This is a genomic window from Cupriavidus sp. SK-3, assembly GCF_000611145.1.
In the GTDB taxonomy this organism is placed as follows: Bacteria; Pseudomonadota; Gammaproteobacteria; order Burkholderiales; family Burkholderiaceae; genus Cupriavidus.
In genome coordinates this window covers 126888-147525 of the sequence record NZ_JFJV02000264.1, presented here as the reverse complement: position 1 = coordinate 147525, position 20638 = coordinate 126888, and the positions used below count along the sequence as shown (strand labels likewise).

General features: G+C 62.8%; 20 protein-coding genes and 1 tRNA gene. 1 reads left to right on the top strand and 20 read right to left on the bottom strand.

What is annotated here, in order from left to right:
* Positions 1–188: 188 nt before the first annotated feature.
* The 4 genes from CF70_RS35385 to CF70_RS34080 all read right to left on the bottom strand — a co-directional run bounded on the left by CF70_RS35385 (position 189) and on the right by CF70_RS34080 (position 4983).
* Positions 189–1199: a YiiX/YebB-like N1pC/P60 family cysteine hydrolase gene (locus CF70_RS35385; protein WP_051649156.1), complete on the bottom strand. Its 1011-nt coding sequence runs from the start codon at positions 1197–1199 to the stop codon at positions 189–191.
* 679 nt (positions 1200–1878) lie between these two features.
* Positions 1879–2400 (bottom strand): ParB/RepB/Spo0J family partition protein, encoded by a 522-nt coding sequence (locus CF70_RS28745; protein WP_160172305.1) that lies wholly within the window; start codon positions 2398–2400, stop codon positions 1879–1881.
* Positions 2401–2811: 411 nt separating this feature from the next.
* A complete protein-coding gene (locus CF70_RS28740; RefSeq protein ID WP_035873276.1) occupies positions 2812–4293 on the bottom strand; it encodes a hypothetical protein in 1482 nt (493 codons plus the stop codon).
* Positions 4294–4371: 78 nt separating this feature from the next.
* A complete protein-coding gene (locus CF70_RS34080; RefSeq protein WP_152561942.1) occupies positions 4372–4983 on the bottom strand; it encodes a hypothetical protein in 612 nt (203 codons plus the stop codon).
* Between the two features lie 979 nt (positions 4984–5962).
* Between CF70_RS34080 and CF70_RS28730 the strand changes: the two genes are divergently transcribed.
* On the top strand, positions 5963–6928 hold the full coding sequence (locus tag CF70_RS28730; RefSeq protein ID WP_035873270.1) for a PIN domain-containing protein: 966 nt from the start codon (positions 5963–5965) through the stop codon (positions 6926–6928).
* 765 nt (positions 6929–7693) lie between these two features.
* Here the strand turns inward: CF70_RS28730 and CF70_RS28725 are convergent.
* From CF70_RS28725 to soxA, 16 genes are all read right to left on the bottom strand, one after another.
* Positions 7694–8863 (bottom strand): PIN domain-containing protein, encoded by a 1170-nt coding sequence (locus CF70_RS28725; RefSeq protein WP_035873267.1) that lies wholly within the window; start codon positions 8861–8863, stop codon positions 7694–7696.
* Positions 8864–9300: 437 nt separating this feature from the next.
* Positions 9301–9834: a hypothetical protein gene (locus tag CF70_RS28720; RefSeq protein WP_035873264.1), complete on the bottom strand. Its 534-nt coding sequence runs from the start codon at positions 9832–9834 to the stop codon at positions 9301–9303.
* The gene (locus tag CF70_RS28715; RefSeq protein ID WP_035873261.1) at positions 9831–10112 is read right to left on the bottom strand and encodes a hypothetical protein; all 282 of its coding nucleotides are present in this window, start codon (positions 10110–10112) and stop codon (positions 9831–9833) included. Before CF70_RS28715 ends, CF70_RS28720 begins: the two co-directional genes overlap by 4 nt.
* A gap of 300 nt (positions 10113–10412) precedes the next feature.
* Positions 10413–10823 carry a hypothetical protein gene (locus CF70_RS28710; RefSeq protein WP_152561941.1) on the bottom strand — a complete coding sequence of 137 codons (411 nt, stop codon included), beginning with the start codon at positions 10821–10823 and terminating at the stop codon, positions 10413–10415.
* Between the two features lie 46 nt (positions 10824–10869).
* Positions 10870–11889 carry a hypothetical protein gene (locus CF70_RS34075; protein ID WP_051649152.1) on the bottom strand — a complete coding sequence of 340 codons (1020 nt, stop codon included), beginning with the start codon at positions 11887–11889 and terminating at the stop codon, positions 10870–10872.
* Complete coding sequence (locus CF70_RS34070) at positions 11890–12354, bottom strand: hypothetical protein (protein WP_051649150.1); 465 nt, start codon at positions 12352–12354, stop codon at positions 11890–11892.
* Between the two features lie 384 nt (positions 12355–12738).
* On the bottom strand, positions 12739–13464 hold the full coding sequence (locus tag CF70_RS28690; RefSeq protein WP_200876827.1) for a phage antirepressor KilAC domain-containing protein: 726 nt from the start codon (positions 13462–13464) through the stop codon (positions 12739–12741).
* Positions 13461–14192 carry a phage antirepressor KilAC domain-containing protein gene (locus CF70_RS28685; protein ID WP_200876826.1) on the bottom strand — a complete coding sequence of 244 codons (732 nt, stop codon included), beginning with the start codon at positions 14190–14192 and terminating at the stop codon, positions 13461–13463. The genes CF70_RS28690 and CF70_RS28685 overlap by 4 nt, the downstream gene beginning before the upstream one ends.
* Positions 14189–14404 carry a helix-turn-helix transcriptional regulator gene (locus CF70_RS35380; RefSeq protein WP_035873257.1) on the bottom strand — a complete coding sequence of 72 codons (216 nt, stop codon included), beginning with the start codon at positions 14402–14404 and terminating at the stop codon, positions 14189–14191. Before CF70_RS35380 ends, CF70_RS28685 begins: the two co-directional genes overlap by 4 nt.
* A 168-nt stretch (positions 14405–14572) precedes the next feature.
* On the bottom strand, positions 14573–15166 hold the full coding sequence (locus CF70_RS36785; protein ID WP_160172304.1) for a hypothetical protein: 594 nt from the start codon (positions 15164–15166) through the stop codon (positions 14573–14575).
* A gap of 42 nt (positions 15167–15208) precedes the next feature.
* Positions 15209–16426, bottom strand: a complete 1218-nt coding sequence (locus CF70_RS28670; RefSeq protein ID WP_035873254.1) for a tyrosine-type recombinase/integrase — start codon at positions 16424–16426, stop codon at positions 15209–15211.
* A gap of 166 nt (positions 16427–16592) precedes the next feature.
* A tRNA-Ala gene (locus CF70_RS28665) sits at positions 16593–16668 on the bottom strand.
* Positions 16669–16708: 40 nt separating this feature from the next.
* Positions 16709–18430, bottom strand: coding sequence for a thiosulfohydrolase SoxB (gene soxB, locus CF70_RS28660; protein WP_035873253.1), 1722 nt, complete (start codon positions 18428–18430; stop codon positions 16709–16711).
* 70 nt (positions 18431–18500) lie between these two features.
* Complete coding sequence (locus CF70_RS28655) at positions 18501–19001, bottom strand: TlpA family protein disulfide reductase (RefSeq protein ID WP_035873397.1); 501 nt, start codon at positions 18999–19001, stop codon at positions 18501–18503.
* Positions 19002–19025: 24 nt separating this feature from the next.
* Entirely contained in the window at positions 19026–19709 is a 684-nt protein-coding gene (soxX, locus tag CF70_RS28650) for a sulfur oxidation c-type cytochrome SoxX (protein WP_035873251.1), read from the bottom strand.
* Between the two features lie 16 nt (positions 19710–19725).
* A complete protein-coding gene (gene soxA / locus CF70_RS28645) occupies positions 19726–20550 on the bottom strand; it encodes a sulfur oxidation c-type cytochrome SoxA (protein WP_035873248.1) in 825 nt (274 codons plus the stop codon).
* Positions 20551–20638 lie beyond the last annotated feature (88 nt).

The following is a 20638-nucleotide window of genomic DNA, read 5'->3' as shown; positions in this document are numbered from 1 at the left end:
CCAGCTCGCGGCCGTGCACGACCGTTGCCTGGACGATGTCGAGGTACAGGCCCAGTTTGCCGCCACTGCGCAAGCGTACAGCGTTTGGGCGGTGGGCACGGCGAAGCGCGCCCCCGGCTGATCCCGATCCGATTTCCTCGCGACGTTGCCAAGCCTACGTGGGGCTTTTTATGTGTCGTACCGTGGAACTACCTCGGTCGGTTTCCATAGACCTGCAGCAGCACGCGAGCGGAATCAACCCGTCGCTTGTGGTTGAAGCAAAGCGTTAAATAAAGCTGCAGATTTAGCTTGAAAGTTTCAAGTGGCATCATTGTGGTCAGCTTTCGAAGTTCGGTGGCGTTGATCTCCCAATGCTTGAAATCGCCCTCTGAATCCTGCCTGATGGTCTCTCGGCAATAGTCTAAAAGCGCCTCTTTACCATCGTCGTCGATCGCGTGATAAAACTGCGCGATGGCAATCGGGTCATAACGCCACGGGAAGCGTTCGACCTCGATTTTCCAGTGCGTCAGATAACCGGAATCTCGATAAGCATTAGCAAACGCCGTGTCGTACTGCGGATTTTTGATAAGGAATGGCTCGACGTCACTTAACACTCGAATGGCGGGTGCAATATGTCGCAGTTCCGCTAATAAATTGCTGATCTTCTCTCGCATCCCGATAGTTGTGTCGCGATGCGCGGCGAGCGACCCCTCTTCTTCTGCACTGACGGTCAAAACGACGTCGGGTATTTGCTTTAGAAATGAGGATCTTTGAATATCAGCGGGATTGGCGAAATCCGGATTTTCCGTAATCTTGAATCCGACGCTGGCGTAGGCGCGAGCAACGAGGCGCGAACAAAATTGATTCTTACCGCCGCGCTTAGAGAGCGAGAGAACGGAAGCAGCCGCCTCTTTCTTTGTATAAGGCGATCCGGTTTCCGATCGGACGTATTTCACTACCTTGTCGATCTCTTCCTCGGGAAGGTCGATTATCGGGCGATAGGCGTAGAGGGCGCAGTCGTCGTCGTAAAACATCTTCTGGATATTGCGCGCTTGTACGCCTTCTCCGGTCGAGTCCATGACCGAGCCGTTGGCGACGTACAGCATCGCATGCGAAATATCGCTGCGAATGGCGGTCCTGATTATTAGGCTTTCTGGCGCCGTCGAGGTTGACAGGATGATGTCGCCCTTCTTCAGTTTGCTCGTGTCGATTTTTTTCATGGATTGCTGCGACGGTGATCGTTGGGAAGTCGTGGAGCACCGCGAATCATAACCGCTTGCCGGCTGCAGTCTTCTTGCCGTCGAAATCGGGAAAGTGCAGGGGTGGCGGGCCCGTCCTGAGATAGGTTGGGCTGCGTTTGTACCGGACACGGCAGCAGAGGTTAAAACGGGACTACCCGCAAGGTGCCGCGCAGCGGCCTCACCTGAACCTTGCCCCGGCCGGCCGCTTCGGTCGAACTTCCGTCTCCCTACTCGAGTTGACGAACGGCCGTTGTACTTTGAAGCCCGCCCTAGGTGTCGCGATGAGTCAACGGGCCGTAATGTGTCGGTTAGCGACCTTCGCCTTCCCCAGAAATCGGTAATGAACCTATAGAACGTCGAACCTGGGAGCGCTCCGCCCCGTCAGATAGCCCCGCGAACCACAGTGACCTTTACTGGCCCCTGGTCGCCCGAATCCAGCCCCCAAGCCTTGCGCTCACCGTCCTGAATGGTCTTCACCACCTCCGCGGCGGTCTTGGCCGTGCGAGCGTCCTCCAGGCTCTTCGACTTGATTGCGTCGTAGCCCAGGTTCCGTACACTGCGTCTCGCAGCCGATGACCGCCGGCTAACCGCAGGAGGCCCACGCGGATCTGGCGGCGTCGGGCTTTATGCCTCCAGTCGGAAGCCCGTATAAGTCAACTTAGTCCTTCTGGTCACGCTGCAGCGCCAGCAGATTGGCATCAATGATCGCTCGGAGTTTATCGAAGTCGATATCGCCGGTGATCTTTGCATCGCCATCCAGCAGGGCCATCTTGACCACGAACCCCTCGCGCTGAATGGCGACCACATTCTCAATGGGCGCGCTCCACTTTAGGGTGTTATCTACGGTGAGCGCGCGCGCCGCCTCGGCGTCGGAGAGCGACCGGACAATACCAGGGATAGTGGCACGCCCCATGCGGCGAAAAGCCTCAGTTCGGTAGTGGCCAGCCACTAGCTCGAAAGTAGTATTGTCTGACGTTTGTTCCAGGGGGGCGCGAGTGTCGGTTATCGTCATCCTGCGTACGACAATCGGCGTGACTAGGCCGATTTCACTTATCGAGGCCATCAGTTTTTCGATGTGCGCCTCATCGTTGCCCAACCGACAGCGGTATGGCGACGATCGGATCATGTCGACCGGGATATTGATTGATCCTTCCGGTTGCTTAGTCAACTGCTCGAACACCCAAGCCATCTCCTCCCGGACCGCTTGCCGCGGCCGGTGCATCTCCATTGCCTTTTTCAACGCCTTATCTGACCTAGCCATTGCCCTTGCCCCCTATCTTCTCGATCCAGACTGGCCGCTGCCACAATTCTCTGCGACATGGCCTCCCCTAGTGCGCAGCAGAATGGTCTCGGCCAAGAGACGACACCTCGACCACTGTCAACGTTTAACACTTCTCAATCCCATCGGGCGTCCACGCCGACCGCTCCACTTTGTGAGACACATCTGCGCAACTCACCGGTCAACGTCGTCACGTGGAAGACCTTTTTGGTAATTGCCATGCCCTATTATGGAGCCCATACGCCATCCAATGCGATGGCCTCATACTATGATAGTGCGCGGACGGGCGGCCCGGCTGCCCATCTAGGGCAATCACACGGCGCCCTTAGGATTCAACTCCGCCAGGTATGGCGCAACGGTCGCCTGCGCCCGATCGATGAAGCCGGTGCCACGCTCGTACATCACCGTGGTTTTGAACGAGTTGAATGGCAGGAATTCATGGGCCACGTGGGTGACGTAGTAGAGCGTCCGGATGTTGCCGTGCCGCACGGCCAGCATCGCACCCGCCTTGATCCGCTCGTTGCCACGCACACGCATCGAACCGGACTCGAATACCACGTTGTCCTTATTCTGCTCTGCCAGGATGCGGCGCCGGTCGGTCAGCCACCTCAGCAGCTTTTCGTTCTCCGTCTGGCTTTCCGAGGCGCGAATGGCTTCGCTATTGCGTAGCGTGTCCGGCCCCATGTGCGACTCAACCTCCATCTTCCGATAGCCATAGCGCCCACTACTGCAGTTGACGTAGTCGTAGAGCAGGTAGTCGGAAACGATCCCAGATTCTGACAGTTCGCGCATTGAGTGGTTCTGGATGAGCTGCCAAACGCCATTTGTGACCCAATAGAAATTCGCCACGCCGGCGTCCGTTCGTGTTTCCGAGATCGACTCCACGTCGATGGCACCGATCTCCACCACTTCGGCCCCGGTGCCACTCTGGATCTCGGTTCCATTTGCAGTGAGGAATGGGTTCGGGCGTACCACCAGCGCCACACCGTCCGATCGCTCATCCAGGTACATCTCATTGAAGGGGCCAACGTCCAGGATGTGGCTAAGGAACTGATACACCGAAACCTCGTTCATAGTGGCGACGGTGCCCGGGTCTACCGTGCCGGGGATGGACACTTCTGGCGTGAGCTTGTGTACGACCGACGAGCCGACGCCAGAGCCATCGGCATACAGTGTGAGCGCGGCGATGTACCTGTTCACCACCTTGTCCAGAACGAGATTCACGAACTCGACTGCTGTCATCATTTTGGCGTCGCCCATGCCGGCGTACTTATGGAAGAACTTCAGCTCCCCAATGATGTTGTCGCCGACCACCGAGTTGTTGAGGTAATAGATGCGGAAGATCTGCAGAATCTTCCCGAAGTCGTGGCCGGACACCTGGATCATGCGGCTCGGCGCGCCGCCCTCCATCGAGCGCGAGCGCGTGATGGACGACACGAAGCCGCGCATGACCACCGGGAGCTGGTACCTGCGGCCACCTGAGGCACCGGCATAGTCCGGATCGGCCGGGTTGTGGGCCAAGCGGAACTCAACCATGTCCATGGGCTCGATGAGCGCGTAGAGCGACTCGCCCACCTTGGGTACCATGCGATCGACCAGCGAGATCGACCAGGCGCCCGCAGGCTCACGGACGGATTTCCCGACGCGGACCGGCGCACCGTCCGACAGGTACGGCGTCAGGTCCAACGAGGCCAGATCCTGGTATCGGGCCGCCGTGGCCACCCCAGTAGACACCTCTGCGCGACGCGAGGACTTGATCAGGCGAACCTCGATCTTGGGCTCAAATACCTTCATTCGGTGCTCCTATTGGCCGCAGCGCGGCCATTTGCAAGAAGAAAAATGACTCGGCGCGATGCACCAGGCGCGCGTTCATCAGGCGCCTCCACGGACCACCGTGACTTTCACAGGGCCCTCTTCGCCCGAATCCAGCCCCCAAGCCTTGCGCTCGCCGTCCTGGAGGGTTTTGATGGCCTCCGCGACAGTCTTTGCGGTACGGGCCTCCATCAGATCCTTCGATTTGATCGCGGCATAGGCTAGGTTGCGCACGGCGCCCCACTCTCGGCGATGGCGCGTAAGCAGCTCGACACGCTCGTCGATGGCGGCGTCTTGGGAAATTTTCCGCGCTTGCTCTAGGGTGGCGTCGGCAGGAATCTCATGGCGCGACAACCTCGCGAGAACAGGACTGGAAGCGACAACCTGTGGCGCCTGTGGTTGGCTCCCGCCCGCATCTTGCTCAATAGCCCTATCGGCTTTTTCGTGAGCGCGAGCAGCGATGGTGGGCATGTCCAGCCTACGACGCCAGTCGAATTGCTGAGCGTGCTTCGCTACAGCCTGCTTTGAAATTCCAAGCAAAAGGGCCACGTCCGAGAACGTCATCTGAGGCTCAGCCTCCCAGCGCGCCCGCGCCAATACCCACTGCTGGGTCTCTTTCCTTACTTCCGCCACGACCATAGCTCCTGATTGACCTTGCTCCATGCCGAGCATGGCGTCACGACAACCGACAACCGCTTTTGAGGTTGTCCCTCGCAAATAGTCGTGACACAACCCTTTCCCCACCAAAACACAGGGGAAGGAGCGATCACGGTGCAAGTTCAATACGAAGAAAGCCCCGACTACCCAGGCGTGCGCCTTTTCCGCTGCGAGCCCCTCAAGGCAAATCTGACGCCGACCGCCTGTGCTCGAAACCTCGTAGCCAAGGCGACAATTCAATGCAACGCGTGTCCTATCGGGGGAATCCACGCGCGCGAGTGTCTGCCACAGCCGGAGGCAAAGCGAGAATGGATGGGACTTCCGTATCGGGGGGTAGGGCCTGCTAGACGTTGCGTGCGATGCAACACTGCAACATTCCGCCTCCTCGGTGGGACGCTCTGCGTGAGCTGCTACAACCGCCAGCGAGAGCTTCGGGTTGGCGCCAACTCTAAAGGCGGCGTCCCCAGGAATGCCGCAGCCACGCTGCATAGGGCGGTCTGCCTGGTCGAACTAAAGGGGGATACGCAGTTACTCGAGTTGGCGTACTGCACCGGTCCGAGCGAGGCCAAGGAGGTCATTAAGCGCCGGTGGCCAGGCGCACGCTTGGCCGACTACGAAATCCAGCCCGCCAGGACAGGAATCTCTGTGCAGGTGACGCCGGCGGCGGAAGAACCTCAGGGATGTGCATGACTACTCGCGCGTTCCACTCAGGCGCGCCCAACAAATTGCTGCACGCCGCGTTCCTGGGGCATTGTGCCATCGACCAGCGCATCGGCGCCGAGTTGGGGGGCGACGTGGCAGCTTTGCCGCCAGGCGCGCCCCATGCGGCAGTCATCATGTTCCTCTCTCCGCCCTTCCATAGTGGCGAGGAAAGCCCTCAAGCCTTTAAACTCGGCCTTGGCCAAAGAGCCACGGTTGAGAAGCAAATCACCCCCGCCTGCCTCCCGGATCTCCCCGGTGCGCGCGGCGCGGGCTTTCAGATGGGGAGGATGGCATGGGCAGCGGCCTGGTGGTGCTGGTGGATTTCGAGAATGTGCAGGCGATCGACTTCGCCCGGCTCAGGCCGGCGGCGCGCTTGGCGGTCTTCGCCGGTGACGGCCAGAGGAAGGTCCCCATTGAGGTCGCCATGGGCCTGCAGGCCATGGGCGAGCGCGCGCGCTGGGTGAAGGCGAGCGGCGCGGGGCCCAACGCCCTCGACTTCCACATCGCCTTCGAGCTTGGGCGCATGGTTCAGGCCGGCGAGCGCGGCCCGGTCCTCGTCCTCTCGAAGGACAAGGGGTTCGACCCCCTCCTCGCCTGGCTCTCGGCGGAGACGGGAATTCGGGCGAGCCGCGTGTCCTCGATCGAGGACGCCTTCCCCGGCACCTCCCCTGCCGAGGGGGCGCCGATCGTCATCGCGCCCGGGACCGCCCAGGCGATCCGCGCGGCCGCAAGCGGCGCGACGCGGGACGGGGATGGGGCCGGCGCGCCAGCGGCGCCCCCGCTTCCGGCATTCCCGAACGCCCCCGTCCTGGCCCCTGAGGCCCCTGCCGCCGCGCCCGCGAGTCAGGCGGTCAGCGCGATCGTCGCGGTGCCGGCCAATGGCGCCTCGCGCGAGCGCCTGGGGGTTTCCACCGCCGAGGCCGCGCGCCCAGCGGCGCCCGCGCCCGTCGCGAGTCCCGCCGGGGCGCCCAAGGCCAGCGCGCCGGCAGCCTCGCGGTCGGCGCAGGCCAAGCTCCAGCCCAAGCCCGCCGCCAAGGCGGCCTCTAGCGCCGAGTCGGACGCCGAGAAGGCGAAGGAGATCCTCGGGCGGTCGACCAAGGTCGCCCGTCCCCGCCGGCGGACCGCCCTGGCCACCCACATCAAGTCGATGCTTCGCCCGCGCGAGTTGCGCGACGCCGAGGTCGAGGCGATCATCGCCAGGCTAGTGTTCAAGCGGTGGATTGTCGACAACAAGGGCGCGATCACATACAACTTTTGACCGCGCGCGAGGGAAGCGCCGGGGGAGCGCCACTGTCATGCAGCCCCGCAAGAAAACGGGACTAATTGGACCCGCCCGGCTCATAGAATGTCCTCACCGTCCCTGTGGACGGCGACCAACGAGCGAGAGGGCATCATGAAAAGCAGCCTTGGCAAGAGCAACGCCGGCGCAACCGGTCTATCGGAAGCAAGCAGCGAGCGCCCATCCGCACAGGGAGCGTACGTAACCGGAATGAGCTGGATTGTTGCGAAGCCGATGCAGGCGCGTGCCGCTCGAAGGTGACGATGGACCGCCGCTTTCGACCCACAACGGTCCTTCGATCCTGCGTGTACTCGAAGGCGGTTGCCAAGCTACAACCGCCGTTCGGNCCCCCCCCCCCGCCGTTCGGGCGGCCATGTTTATCGGCGGGTCATCGGCCTTTGCCGACGTTCAAGCGCTGCCAAGTACGCGGCAGCTTTACGTTTCTCTCCCGTCGTTCGAAGCATCGCACCTGCGGACGGCGCGTCCATCATCAGTCAATAGGTATGCATAGACCAAAAACAGGCAGTCGGCCACATCGTAACCGTCATTCAGATTCATTCTGCCGGCCGATTCGCTAGCCGATTTCCGCAAGTTGACGCACCGCGGCGCGCGCGGTTGAGCAGCCGATCGTGGCTGATGCCAGGCCAACACGCGGCGACCAGACCCCTTACCGATACTGGCAAAGTGCCGCAACGAGGTCGCAAGGCAAGGGCAATCGCGACCAGTTGAAGAAGTGTGCTTACCTTACTCCCGGTCGTAAGTGTCGTAGTTGTCGGGATCGCTCATCCAGTCCGGTTCGATGTCATTGAAATGCATGTGGTGCGTTACCGGTAGCAATTCGACGCCGTCCAGTGCCAACCCATCTGCATCAATCTGAACCGTCACCAGCGCTTCGAACTCAATTTCGACGTCGTCAGGAATTATGGCGCTACCCATGCTCACGTAATCGCGATCAATGCTGTCAAATTTTTCAAAACTGAAGTGCACGTCGATACTCAAAGAGGCAGTTCCACTGACCTTGATCACCGCCTGCCCATCGTCGTGCGATATAGTGTCCAGCGTGGCGCCGGTCGCATCGGGAATGTCCAGGCTGATATCGTCAACTGTTGCCTCAACCCCGTCCTCCTCCACCGCGAACTGGGAGTCGGCTTCGACACGAAACTCGAACTTGTCAACCTGATGTCGGGCGGCATCAAGTACGGCGGTATGAAGTCCCACAGCATCCCCGGCTATAAACAGCGTAGCGAGGCGTACTGCAGGCTCGCGGGCCGCTCCCAGGCCCTGAATGGTAGACAGCGCATCAGCGAGATCATCGACCACAACGAGGCGCTTTGACTGCGCACCATAGCGTTGCCAGTCTTTGTCATGTGCGACGGCCAGAATTCGCGTGTCGCGGTCCTCGGCCCAGCCTTCGAGGGTCGACAGCGCCACTGCATCAGGAAACTCATGTTTTTTCTCGCCGGTTTCCGCGAACGGCGGTTCACCTGCCTCGTAGCGGCGCATGATCTCACCGATCGAGGCAAATTCATCCTCATGAATGACGTCCGCTCCGACGCGCTGTGCCCAGTCGTCGAACCGCTTCCGGGCGCGCGCATCGTCATCCGCTGCCGCGAGGTTGCTCAGTGCGGTTAGTTCCTCCTGATGCGCCGAGCTCAACGCTCGGTGCTTGGCGGTATGCGTCAGTGCAGTGCGCAACGCCTTCGTCGCGTCCGTTGCATTTTTAGCGAGATGCCGCTTCACCTCGTTCGCCACCGTGTTGGCTAAGACGAGCTCAAACTCGCTTTTGCGAAACTGCTCGAGCTGAGCAAGCAGCCCGCTCTCCAGCGCGAGACTGTTCTTTTCGAAGATCGACGTGTCGATGGTCAGCGCGGTGATCTCACCAGCGAGGATTTGATTGTTGATCTGCTCGTCCATGAACGTTGGCCCGTTGCCAGTAATGGTCTGATTCTCGCACGGCGAGAATGATATCTCGGGTTTTGATGATCGCAAGAGCAACTAGGAAACATTAGCCGAACGGAAGGTGTAGGCCGCAAGTGCATGTTGCTAGACCCGCTTCCGTCGTTCTAGTACGCGTCCGGGCCTTGATGGAATGACTGCTTGTTGGGTAGAACTGCCATCTGGATGTCTGATTAAAAGATCCGACGAGGGTCTCATCTTGGCCGGCAAGCGCCTGTTTATTGCAGCGATAGCCATTGATCCCTAAGGACCCGCATTCTATCGAGTTCGGTTTCCCTGCAGGAGAGTGGCAAAGGTCCAAGGGATTGCCAGCCTGCTGACGGCGGGTGCCCGCTGCAAGAGGACATGGAGAGAAGCGGCGCCGGCATTTGCCAGCTAACCGCCGGTCATGCGTATCAGCGCGCAGGGGGCTTCGGTGGGACGCCAGCCGTGATAGCGTCGAACAGAGGTTTCGAGGGGATCCACGCACGGGAAAGCATCAAGAAGCCGCCGCCGCTTTGCTCGACGGCGAGTCGGTGGCGCTCGCCGATGGCGGCGCACAGCTTGGACTCGAGCTGGACCACGACCTCGTCCAATCTCTGGATGGCAACAGCGCGCTCGGTATGAGCGAGCGCCGCTTCCGCTCCGAGCAGGGCGTCCTCGGCAACGCGGCGTGTCTGCTCCGCGGCGGCAATTTCGCACTGGAGGCCGGCCACCAATGCCTCTAGATCGTCGATGTCGGCTTTCGCGATTGCCAGGCGCGCGGCGCCGACGTCCTCCGGTAGTTCGCCTGAACGCAGACCCGCGAAGGCCGCATCCCGACGTGCGCAGGCAGTTGCGATGCGCTGGTGGACCTCGGCGTGGCGTGCCGAAATGGTGTTGGCGGCCCGGATGGCCTCCGAAAGTTGGGCGCGTGCGTGCGCCACTTGAATGGCTCGTTGCTCAATCATTGTTGCGAATCCTCGATAAAAAATGCTGCCAGAAATGCTTGCACTCGCCCGGCCGACTCAGCGGCGATGCGCGCTGCGTCGCGTTGAATCGAAGCCTCGGCAGCTTTCCGGGCGGCTTGCGCGGCGGACGCTTCGGCCTGAGTCTCCAAGGCCCGTTGCCGCGCCAGATCGGCCCGTAACCGGTCCAATTCGGCGCGGTAGGGCGTCGTGTCCTGACCACCGACCAAGGCGGCGTGCAAGCACTCTTCGGCGGCCTTGATCTGCAGTTCAATGCCCATGGCAAGCCCTCAGCGACTTCAGCAGGTGATCAGCCTTGTCGCATAGCTGTTCGATCGGGCTCCTCTCCCTGGCAGCGACCACGCGAGGTGCCTGCCGTTCGTGCCACCACTGTGGAACGGGAGCGCGCCGCGGTGAGCCTGCGGCCTTGTCCCCTGGTTGCGTCTTCATTCCGCCCTCCTTGGCGATTTGATCGGCTCTCAGAATTGCGTCACGACCGAGGTTGGGGGGCTTGCAGCAAAAGGCCGCCTATAGGCGGCCAGCAAAGTGGGGAGGTGCGTATCGCTACGCGCGGCAGATCATCACGGGCCCAGCGATTGCAGTTGGAGCGCCCCAACGAATGCCAGAGTCGCCCGCGCAGCGCGCAGGCTCGAGGCGCAATCCCGGAAGAAAGCCAGGTTTGCCGGGATGGCGTGAAGCGGTTCCCGAAGCGCATGAGCTTGGACGGCTGCCGGTCGCGAGGTCTCACCCAAGAGCACCGAGACCTCCCCGATCAGTGCCACCAACTCGGCCCGCAGCAGCGTTTCCGCCTGTGGGCCCAGTCCCTGCGGGGCGGCCGGATCCGTCTCCGCAGCTAGTGCCCCGTCGACGAGTTGTAGCGCGGCAACAATTTCAGATTCGACGTCGGCAATCTCGTCCAGTAACGCGCCCACGTGGCGCGACGGCCCCGAGACAATGAGTTGGTCATGGTCAACACGAAAATCGATGCCCAACGCCCTGCCTCGGCTAAGGACTCTCGATGCGCTCACCATAATCGCGTTAGGCATGATGGCGACCCTCCCCGCGATCCAGGCCGGCCGGCGCGGAGCTGCCCGGCGTCTTGCGCACGAGCCCGGCGGCTGCCAGAGCCGCTGCACGGTTCGCTTCGGAGATCACCGGCTTGGCCTCTTGAGCTGCGCCAGGGTCGCGGATTGTCACGGCCTGAGGCAGGCGGCCCGGCGCGAGTGGCTCGCAGCCGTTGTCGATAGCGGCACGGATACGCGCCGCCCACGCTGCATCTGTTTCGCCGGGCCACGCCGGGCCCGCTCCCACCTCGATGGCCTTAGCTAGCTTCGTCTCAGGCGAAAGCCACCACGCACCGCCGCCCTGCTTCCTTGGCCCATCATGCTGGATCCACTCCGCTTTGAAGCGAACCCATCCGGCGTGCACCGCAGCCTCCACGGCCTGTGCCGGGGTCATGCCAGCCTTCTCGGCCTCGGTCGTCACATCAGCCCAGGTGGTCGGCGTAAGTGGCAGGCGCTTTGCCTTGCGCAGCGTCAACCAGTCCACCGCCACCTGCTTGTCCACGCCTTCAGCAATCAAGTCTTTGGCAGTCAGAGCAGACGAAGGATTAACGTCGCGCCTGCGCGGCGGCTTCTTGTCTCTATCTTCTTCTGAATCTGAATCTGAATCTGTATCTGTAGGCGTTACGTCTTCGTTACGTAACGCGTTACGGCTATTTTTCTCGCGATGACGGCGCTGGCGCTCTGCCGCTGTGGGGTCGCGGTCGCTGCGGAATTGGCGCTTCTCCCAGTTGGCGGGCTGCCAGTCAGAACCGATCAGGCCGGCTGCCACCAGGCGTTTTTTCACCTCACGGATTACGGAGTGATCGATCCACAGCCGTTGCGCGACGATGCGATCCAGCAAATCAGGGTCGCAGTCCTGATCGATTGCCCCAGCGCACTTGAGCGCCAGCACGCCGATGAAATGGCGTTGGTCCTCGAAGGCCAGCGAAATCAGCTTCGGATCGTTAAGGAAGTCCGTGTACATCCGGAACCAGGGGAGGCCTTGCGCACTCATTCAGAAGCTCCCTCGGAAGGCGATTTCATTGGTGCCGTGCTTCTCGTTCGTCAGGTCGCCGACATTGGGCAAGTTGAACTCGGCATCGGCGGCCAATTCCAGAGTGATGGTCACCGGGCCTTCGCATTGCGCACGTGAGCACTCCCATTGTTGCCAGGCCTGGCTATCGGCTTCGGCCAAGTCCCCAGCTTCGAAGGCGCAGCGCGCGGCAGCCAGGATGCGCAGCAGCCCACGAGCGTTGATCTCATCCGCACGGGCAAGCGTCTCGACCAAGGTGAGGCGCTCGACGCGGCCGCCCTGATCGGTAAAATTGATCGTCGCTGCCTGACTGGAATCAAGACCGATGCCGTCGCCGATCCAACGGAGTTGTGCTTGGTCTGCGCGTTTCGCAGCAAAGCGGGCGCCTTGGGGGCTGAAAAGGAAAGTGGATTGCGTTTGCTCAGGGCGAGCGATGGCGTTAGGCATTGCGGCCTCCTACGTTGGGTGTGGAGACCCGCGCCTCGGTTCCATGCGAGGTGGGCGGGCACATGGCAGGCTTGGAACACCGGAACGTAGGCACCGGCACGGTCGAAACCGTCCCCACCATGGCCCGCCCGTAGAAGGCGCGCGAAGGCATTGACGAAAAAATACCGCCTGTTGGCGGCTTTCCGCCTACGTTTTTCGGGGTTCCAATCCCGGTGCCCTTTGTCTTAGGCACGGTCGGAGTATAGCTCGGTGCCGGTGGATTGCAAGTGCGCCCCAGATGGCTTGCGACGAGCGCGATCCAGGACGGCACGCTGGAGAGGCGGCCATGGTACATGTGGTCGGCGGCAAGAGCCTTGGCCTCCATATAGAGGGCGCGGAGAAGGTTCATACGACTGCCCCAGCAGCTTGCCGTTCGAACCACAGGCCAGCCACCCAGGCGATGCCCTTGGGCGTGAACCGTGCCTGGGTGTAGGCGTGCTCGTTCGCAGCGACGCCGGTCTTGACCTCGAACCGGCCAGCGTGCAGGTGTGGGCTGCAGGGGGCCAAGCGGCCCGACAGCGGGTACATGACGTCCTCGTCCAGGAGGAATTGCTTGAACTCGCGCTCGTTGGCACGAAGCAGCTTGCAGACCTCGCGGAAACCCATGCTCCCACTCGCCTCGACGTAGCGCCCCATGAACTCCACCGCCGGGCGCTGCTCTTCCAGCAGCACGAGCGCCTTCTGCTCGGCCTCCTTGACATCGGCCCACGCACGCGCCGCGGCAATCGGGTCCGAGAAGTTGGGGAGCGCCGGCGCGGCCGAACGGGCCTCCAGCTCCTGCCAGCGATCGACCAGGCGCGCCGTGAACTCGGGGGAGAGCTGGGCGACGATCACGTAGCTGTCGCGCTTGCTGACACGATACTCGGCGATAGTCTTCGGGCCAGGGCCGTCATTCGACACTTCCCCCATTGGGGGGAGTGTGATCACCCCGCGTGAGGCAAGGCGCTCGATGGACTGCTTCACCTTGTCGTGGCGCGAATCAACCAACTCCGCGATCTCGCGCGACGACATGGTGAGAGTCGCCCCCTGGCCCAGCACCACCGGGCCTTCGGTTCTGAGAGCGGCGCTCATGCGGCACCCCCAGCCTCGGCACGGAAGGCCTTCGCCAGACGCGCCAAGCCCTTCGGCGTCACGCGGACCTGCTCCACCACCTTTTCCGAGCCGTCGGAGCGCGACACCAGCGTCACCTTGTGCTCGAGGTAGCCGAGCTGGATCTTGTCTTGGTAGCCGTGCCAAGGCACGCTCCCTGGGCGGTGATAGATCCAGCCGTTCGCCTGCATCCAGCGCGTCAGGTCGATGGGGCGCATCTGCAGGTTATTCGCCGAATCACGTAGGCACAGCGAGCCGCCAGAGGTGGCGATGCGGTCAAGAGCCTCGACCTTTGGGGCCTGCTCGGCCACCTTGGCGGACAACTCGGCATTCTTGTCGGAAAGGTCAGCGGCCAGTCGCAGGGCCTCGGACAGCGTCTGCGGGATAGCGAATTGAGGCGCCGCGGCACGGCCCTCCAGTTCCTGCCAGCGGTCCACCAGGCGCGCCGTGAACTCGGGCGAGAGCTGGGCGACGAGCACGAAGCTGTCGCGCTTGCCCACCTGATATTCGACCACCGGGCGGCCTGCCGTAGCCTTCTCCTCAGATTGAGGAAAAGCAATCACACCCCGCTCGGCTAGCGTTTCGATGGTGCGCTTCACGTTGTCGTGGCGCTTCTCCACCAGCTCCGCGATCTCGCGCGACGACATGGTGACGTGGCCATTTTGAGTCAGGGGCATCAGCGATGCCGCGAGCTGGCGAGCGGCGTTCATGCTGCCACCTCCGCGCGGTAGCCAGCAGGGTTCGCCAGAAACGCGTCGATATGGCCGCGGCGCCACCCGACAGCGCGCGGTCCGAGCCGAATTGGAGCTGGAAAAGTATTTTTTTTGACCCGCTGGTAGATCGTTGAGCGGGACAACCCCGTTTCGGATTCCACCTGCGCCCTACGCAGGATCGTCTGCGCAGACTGATTTTGTTCGGCCATGCTTCTTTCACCCTTAGTGGATCTCCCCGGAACACACCGGAGCACATGGGCCGAAACTTAAAACAGGCAACACCGTGGCTCGTGTTGCGCAACTGTTGCACCCTTATCTGGCGCGGGTTAGCGGGCGATCTGCGCAACGCCGTTGGGCAATAGATAACCAGATGGCGCCTAGTTGCGCCTCAGTTTCTTCGCATTGCTCGGAGGCCATTGTGTTGCGGGCTTTGCTGTCCGAAACTTCACTGCTGCCCGCTGCAGTATCGCGCCGATAGCCTGGCGCGATACCCCATATTCTTCAGCTAATTTCTGCTGGGTCGCCCCCGGCTGGATGCTCTCCTTCTGTAGCGTGCGCATCTCTTTATCAGTCCATTTGTCGCCTTTGCGCTTTTTTGGGGCCCCTACTGGCCCGGTCTTGCCGGCGCATATATCTTCCAACTTTGCCGTTTGAAGTTCGCTAGCTCTCTGCTCGCTCGCTCTCTCCTGCGCAATCTGCATATCGTGCAATTCACGGGCTCGTCGTTCCGCTTGCTGAGTCTTAAGCATCGCTCTACCCTGCTCTAGCGCGCGCTCTGTCGATGCAGCCAACGCTAGATTCCCGCGCCGGCGGACTTCTAACCAGGCGTCCCATTCTCGGCCAGTATCCACGAGCCGGCGAAGCGCATCGCGCTCCTCTACTGTCATGTATGGAATGGGGAAGTTGACCGACGTATCTACGTTTATGACCGCGAGCAATCTGGAAAGCTGCTGTGAAGTAAGTCGGCTCATTCTGCTGGATATACAGAGGTGGATGGGGATGACGTGTCGCGATCAGGCGGCAGGGCCGCCCGCGATCGCCAGGACCTTGGCTCCTTGCTTGAGGTCATCCAAGTAGTCGGCCCAGCGCTGCATCATTTCCCGCCTCTCTTTCAGGAACTTGGTGCGGTTGTAGGCGGTTCCCAGGGCGTCCGGCACCTTGTGCGCGAGCTGGTGCTCGATCACCTCGGGCTTGATGAGCAGTTCCTCGTGCAGGATTGTCCGCGCCATCGCCCGAAACCCGTGGCCGGTGATCTCGGTTTTCGTGTCGTACCCCATGCGCCGAAGGGCGGCATTTACCGCGGCTTCGCTCATGGCCTTCTGTGGGTCGCGCCCGGGAAAGACGTAGCGGCCGTGGCCCGTTAACGCGGTGAGCTCGCGGAGGATGGCGACCGCTTGCGTGGCCAGCGGTACCGTGTGCTCTATCTTGGTCTTCGTCACGAAGTAGCGCCACTCCGCCTTATCCAGATCGAACCCGTCCCACTCCGCCTTGCGCAGTTCACCAGGCCGGACGAACAGCAGCGGAGACAGCAGCAGCGCGCACCGGACGACGAACGTGCCCTTGAACGCGTCGATGGCCCGCAGCAGCGCGCCCACCTTCACCGGGTCGGTGATGGAAGCAAAGTTCTCATGTTGGGCGGGCTGTAGTGCGCCGCGCAGATCGCCGGACGGGTCGCGTTCCGCTCGGCCCGTGGCAACGGCGTAGCGGAATACCTGCCCGCAGTTCTGGTGAGCACGGTGCGCAGTGTCCAGCGCACCACGTGCCTCGATTCGGCGGAGCACTGCCAGTAACTCAGCTGGTGTTACCTCAGCGATCGGCCGACCTCCCAGCCAGGGGAAGACATTCTTCTCGAGCCGCTGAATCACCTTTTCAGCATGACTGTCGGCCCAGCCCGGGGCCTGCTTGGCAAACCATTCGCGCGCGATGATCTCGAAGCTGTTGGTTGCCCGCTCGATTTTCGCGGCCTTCTGTGCTTTGCGATTCTCGCTGGGGTCCACGTCATTAGCTAAGAGCTTGCGGGCCGTGTCCCGGCGCTCGCGTGCTTCCTTCAGTCCCACGTCAGGATAGACCCCAAAGCTAAGCCGCTTCTCCTTGCCCCCAAAGCGATACTTCATCCGCCACCACTTGCCCCCACTGGGTGAGACTTCCAGGTAGAGGCCCCCAGCGTCGAATAGCCTCTGGGTCTTGTCCGTGGGCTTGGCAGTGCGGATCGCGGTATCAGTAAGCGGCATTTTGGGGGCATCTCCTATGCGGGTTCGGTGGGTTGCCCCCAATGTTGCCCCTATATGCCCCCGGATTTCAATAGATCACACTGGAACATTTAGGAAACAAAAAAGCCGGGAAGCCTCGTATTTATTTGGCTTCCCGGCCTTTCTTGGACTGCTCTGGAACTTATCCTGGTGGACCGAAGGAGGATCGAACTCCCGACCTCTGCATTGCGAACGCAGCGCTCTCCCAGCTGAGCTATCGGCCCGTGACGGCTGATTGTAGCCCAGTTTTCGCCAGCATATCAATCACGCCGCCATGCCTGCGTTGCCGGTCATTCCGCGCACGGCCGGCACGTTCAGCGGGCGTGCCGTGACCTCGCCGGAGGTGCGCAGCCACTGCGCCATCAGGTCCCAGATCGGTGGGCTGCCGCTCTGGCGGGCGTCTTCCGACACGGGCGCCCAACCGGCTACCTTGTAGGTCTTGCCGGCGTCGATGGGCTGGCCCTTGAGCCGCATGTCAGTGATGCGCCGGCCCATCGCGGCGGTGGGGTCAATCGCGTACTGCAGCCCGCCCACGCGCACCATGTCGCCACCCTGCTGGTAGTAGGGATCCGGGTTGAACAGGTTGTCCGCCACGTCTTCGAGGATGGTCTTGATGGTCTCCCCGCTCATCGTCGTGACGGTGGTGTGCGGGTACGTGATGGCGGTCTGGTCCATCAGGTGTTCCATGGTGATGGCCTGGCCCGGCAACAGCGTGGTTCCCCAGCGGAAGCCGGGCGAGAACGCGATCTCGGCGCCCTGCACGTCCATCAGGCCGTCGAGGATCAGCTGGTCGAAGGTGCCGTTGAAATTGCCGCGGCGGTACAGCAGGCCGCTGTTGCGGGCGAGCACTTCGCCGAGCTGCTTTTCGTATGGCGCGCGTACCTTGGCGATCAGCGCGTCCATGGCCGGATCGGCGGCGAGGTAGTTGGCGAAGACGGGCAGCAGGCGGTAGCGGAAGCCGCCGATCTTGCCGCCCTTGACGTCGAAGTCGAGCACGCCCAGGAACTTGCCGTTGGAGCCGGCGTTGGTGACGAGCGTGGTGCCACCGGCGTTCCTGACCGCCACCGGCGCGGGCATGCCGTCGTGGGTGTGGCCGCCGAGGATGGCGTCGAGCCCGCGCACGCGCGAGGCGAGCTTGAGGTCCACGTCCATGCCGTTGTGCGACAGCAGCACGACGACCTGCGCGCCCTTGCCGCGCGCCTGGTCGATGACTTGCTGCAGGTTTTCCTCCTGGATGCCGAAGGTCCAGTCGGGCGTGAAGTAGCGCGGGTTGGCAATCGGCGTGTAGGGAAAGGCCTGGCCGATGATGGCGACCGGCACGCCGTTCATCTCGCGGATCACGTAGGGGTCGAAGACGGGATCGCCGAAGTCGTTGGTCTTGATGTTCTGCGCGAGGAAGGCGACCTTGCCCTTGAAATCGCGCTCTACGATCTCGGTCACGCGCTCCGCGCCGAGCGTCATCTCCCAGTGCGGGGTCATCACGTCCACGCCGAGGGCGAGCGCGGCGTCGACCATGTCCTGCCCGCGCGTCCACAGCGCGGTGGCCGAGCCCTGCCAGGTATCGCCGCCGTCGAGCAGCAGCGCGCCGGGCCGGCCGGCCTTGAGTTGCTTGATGAGCGTGGCGAGGTGGGCGAAGCCGCCGACCTTGCCGTAGCGGTGCGCGGTTTCCGTGAAATCGAGATAGGTGAAGGCATGCGCCTGCGCGCTGCCGGGCGCGATGCCGTAGTGGCGCAGGAAGGCCTGGCCGACGAGGTGCGGCGGCTTGCCCGCGTAGTCGCCCACGCCCAGGTTGACATTGGGCTCGCGGAAATACAGCGGCCGCAGCTGCGCATGGCAATCGGTGAAATGCAGCAGGTGCACATTGCCGAAGCGCGGCACGTCATAGAGCTTGCCGGCGGCTTGCGCGGCCTGTGCATCGGAGGCGGGAAAGGTCATGCCGCCGGCGCCGGCAATGGCCAGCACCTGCAGGAACTCGCGTCGGTTCATAGTCTCTTCCAGTGGATTGCATGCGCCGGTATCGGGCAGCGGTGACCCGGCGTCTCGTGGCCGAATGCGGCTACTTCGGCGTTGGCCTGGCGTACTTCGCCAGTGCCGCGACTTCTTCTTCCAGCATCTCGCCGACCTCCTTCTGCACGACCTTGCCGCCGGCGTCGATCACGTACAGCTCGGGCAGACCTTTACGCTTGCCGAGCGCGGCGCGCAGCGCGGGCGTGTCCATGGCGGCGGGGAAGGTGTAGCCGCGCTTCGCCATGTAGGCGGCGGCTTCCTTCGGATCGCGGTCGATGCTTACCGCCAGCACGCCCAGTCCGCCGCGCGCGGCGCCGGTGCTGTCATAGAGCTTCTGCAGGCGCGGGTTCTGCAGCGCGCAGAAGGGGCACCACGATGCCCAGATCTCCAGCACCAGTGGTTTGCCGGCCAGTTGGGCGGCAGTCATGGTGCGGCCGTCGAGCAGTTGCACCGCAGGCAGGCGCACGGTGTCGCCCACCTCCAGTGCCGCGGCCGCGCCGCTCCAGGCGAGCGCCGCGAGCAGCAGCGTCCGCCGGAAGTTGATGGCCATGCCGCCGGTCGCCATCGCCGCGCCTTACTGGTTGACCGGCGAGGCCGGGTCCAGCAGCAACGCCATCACGTCGCGGATCTGCTGCTCGGTGAGGATGCCCTTGTGGCCGAAGCGCGGCATGTTGGAGCAGGCCGCAAAGGCGCTGGAATCCCAGATCTTGCCCCAGGTGTACTTGAGCACCGCTTCCGAATCGCCGCGCAGCTTGCCGTACTGGTACAGCGAGGGACCGATATTGCCGAAGGAGATCTCGGCCTTGGTCATCTGGTGGCAGGCGTAGCAGTTCGCGCCGTTGACGCCGCCGACGGCGTCGGAGAACTGCATGCCGCGCCCGTTCTGGGCGGTCTTCTCGCCTTCCTTCCAGTCGCCCAGCCACTGCTTGTCGGCAGGGTACTTGATCTGCTTGAACTCGGCGGCTTCGATTTTCCTGGCCACCGCCGCCGGCACCTTGGAGCGGTCCGGGTAGTCGCTGCACGTCTTCTGCATGGCGTCGCGATCGAGCACGCCTTCGACCGTGGCGGGACCCTTGGACGTGAAGGAGCTTTCGATCAGCGTCTTCATGTCGGCGTCGCTGACGGCGGCGGCCCTGGCAGGCTTCGCGGCCCTGGCCGGCTTGGCGCTGTCCTCCGCGTGAGCCATGCCCACGCAGGCCAGCAGGGCAAACGTGGCCGCGGCGAGCGTGCCTTGTGTGTATCTACGCGCTTGTTTCATCTGTGCTCTCCCTTGCTCAGCGCTTCATGGCCGGACCGTCATACGTGCCGCCGTTGGCATTCCTGGCGAGGAACAGGCTCAGCGCTGTGATCACGTCGGAACCATAGGCGGGCTCGGGAAAGCGCTGCTGGCGCAGGCAATCGTAGAGGCGGTGCTGCATCGAACGCACCTCGCCCTGCGAGACGCGGTAGGCCGGCCACGTGGTGTAGGCAGCCTGGGCGCCTTGCTGGGTCAGCAGGTTGGGAAGCTCTTGCAGGCGGATGCGCTGGCCATCGACGGCGTGGCAGGTGGCGCAGGCGAAGTCGTAGGCGCCGCCGCGGTAGAAGAACATCTTCTGGCCCAGGGCATAGACGCGCTTCTCTTCGGGGTGGGCCAGTTGCACGTTCATCTTCACGCCGCGCGACTCGCCGGTCAGGAAGGCCACCAGGCGCTCGATGTCGGACGGCTTGCCGGTGGAGGCGAAGGGGTTCTTCAGCGCTTCTTCCCGGGTCAGGCCCTGCAGCGTCACGCGGCAATAGGCCAGGCGTTGCTCCAGGTCCATCACGCGGTTGGTGTCCTTGAAGTAGCGCGGCAGTTCGGCGTAGGCGCCCTTGGTCACGCCGGGGCCCTTGCCGAGGTCGCATTGTTCGAGCGAGGCGTTCTTGGGGCCGCCGGGTTTTTTCCAGAGTTCTTCGCCGGCGGCTTCCCACAGTTCGGCGGGATTGCCCTCGGCGAGCATTTGCCGGTATTTGGCGATTTCCTCGGCGGTGCTGCCCTGGGCGTGCGCGGCGGCGGCGGCCAGCGCCACGGTGCCGGCCAGCGCCAGCGCGGCGCCTGTGTGGTGGCGTCTGATCGATTTCATGGGGCTTCTCCTCGGGGCCTCGGAAACCTGCCGCCATGTGGCGCCAGGCCGTGCGGGCCGGTCTTATTGCTTGTCTTCCCGTTGCGCG

Excerpts from the sequence above, each read along its gene's own strand:
- CF70_RS28725 (WP_035873267.1), bottom strand. The coding sequence starts at position 8,863 with ATGGACGAGCAGATCAACAATCAAATCCTCGCTGGTGAGATCACCGCG.
- CF70_RS34080 (WP_152561942.1), bottom strand. The coding sequence starts at position 4,983 with ATGCTCGGCATGGAGCAAGGTCAATCAGGAGCTATGGTCGTGGCGGAA.
- CF70_RS34075 (WP_051649152.1), bottom strand. The coding sequence starts at position 11,889 with ATGAGTGCGCAAGGCCTCCCCTGGTTCCGGATGTACACGGACTTCCTT.
- CF70_RS28685 (WP_200876826.1), bottom strand. The coding sequence starts at position 14,192 with ATGAACGCCGCTCGCCAGCTCGCGGCATCGCTGATGCCCCTGACTCAA.
- CF70_RS28690 (WP_200876827.1), bottom strand. The coding sequence starts at position 13,464 with ATGAGCGCCGCTCTCAGAACCGAAGGCCCGGTGGTGCTGGGCCAGGGG.
- soxX (WP_035873251.1), bottom strand. The coding sequence starts at position 19,709 with ATGAAACAAGCGCGTAGATACACACAAGGCACGCTCGCCGCGGCCACG.
- CF70_RS36785 (WP_160172304.1), bottom strand. The coding sequence starts at position 15,166 with ATGAGCCGACTTACTTCACAGCAGCTTTCCAGATTGCTCGCGGTCATA.
- CF70_RS34070 (WP_051649150.1), bottom strand. The coding sequence starts at position 12,354 with ATGCCTAACGCCATCGCTCGCCCTGAGCAAACGCAATCCACTTTCCTT.
- CF70_RS28715 (WP_035873261.1), bottom strand. The coding sequence starts at position 10,112 with ATGGGCATTGAACTGCAGATCAAGGCCGCCGAAGAGTGCTTGCACGCC.
- CF70_RS35385 (WP_051649156.1), bottom strand. The coding sequence starts at position 1,199 with ATGAAAAAAATCGACACGAGCAAACTGAAGAAGGGCGACATCATCCTG.
- CF70_RS28655 (WP_035873397.1), bottom strand. The coding sequence starts at position 19,001 with ATGGCCATCAACTTCCGGCGGACGCTGCTGCTCGCGGCGCTCGCCTGG.
- CF70_RS35380 (WP_035873257.1), bottom strand. The coding sequence starts at position 14,404 with ATGGCCGAACAAAATCAGTCTGCGCAGACGATCCTGCGTAGGGCGCAG.
- soxB (WP_035873253.1), bottom strand. The coding sequence starts at position 18,430 with ATGAACCGACGCGAGTTCCTGCAGGTGCTGGCCATTGCCGGCGCCGGC.
- CF70_RS28740 (WP_035873276.1), bottom strand. The coding sequence starts at position 4,293 with ATGAAGGTATTTGAGCCCAAGATCGAGGTTCGCCTGATCAAGTCCTCG.
- CF70_RS28670 (WP_035873254.1), bottom strand. The coding sequence starts at position 16,426 with ATGCCGCTTACTGATACCGCGATCCGCACTGCCAAGCCCACGGACAAG.
- soxA (WP_035873248.1), bottom strand. The coding sequence starts at position 20,550 with ATGAAATCGATCAGACGCCACCACACAGGCGCCGCGCTGGCGCTGGCC.
- CF70_RS28730 (WP_035873270.1), top strand. The coding sequence starts at position 5,963 with ATGGGCAGCGGCCTGGTGGTGCTGGTGGATTTCGAGAATGTGCAGGCG.
- CF70_RS28720 (WP_035873264.1), bottom strand. The coding sequence starts at position 9,834 with ATGATTGAGCAACGAGCCATTCAAGTGGCGCACGCACGCGCCCAACTT.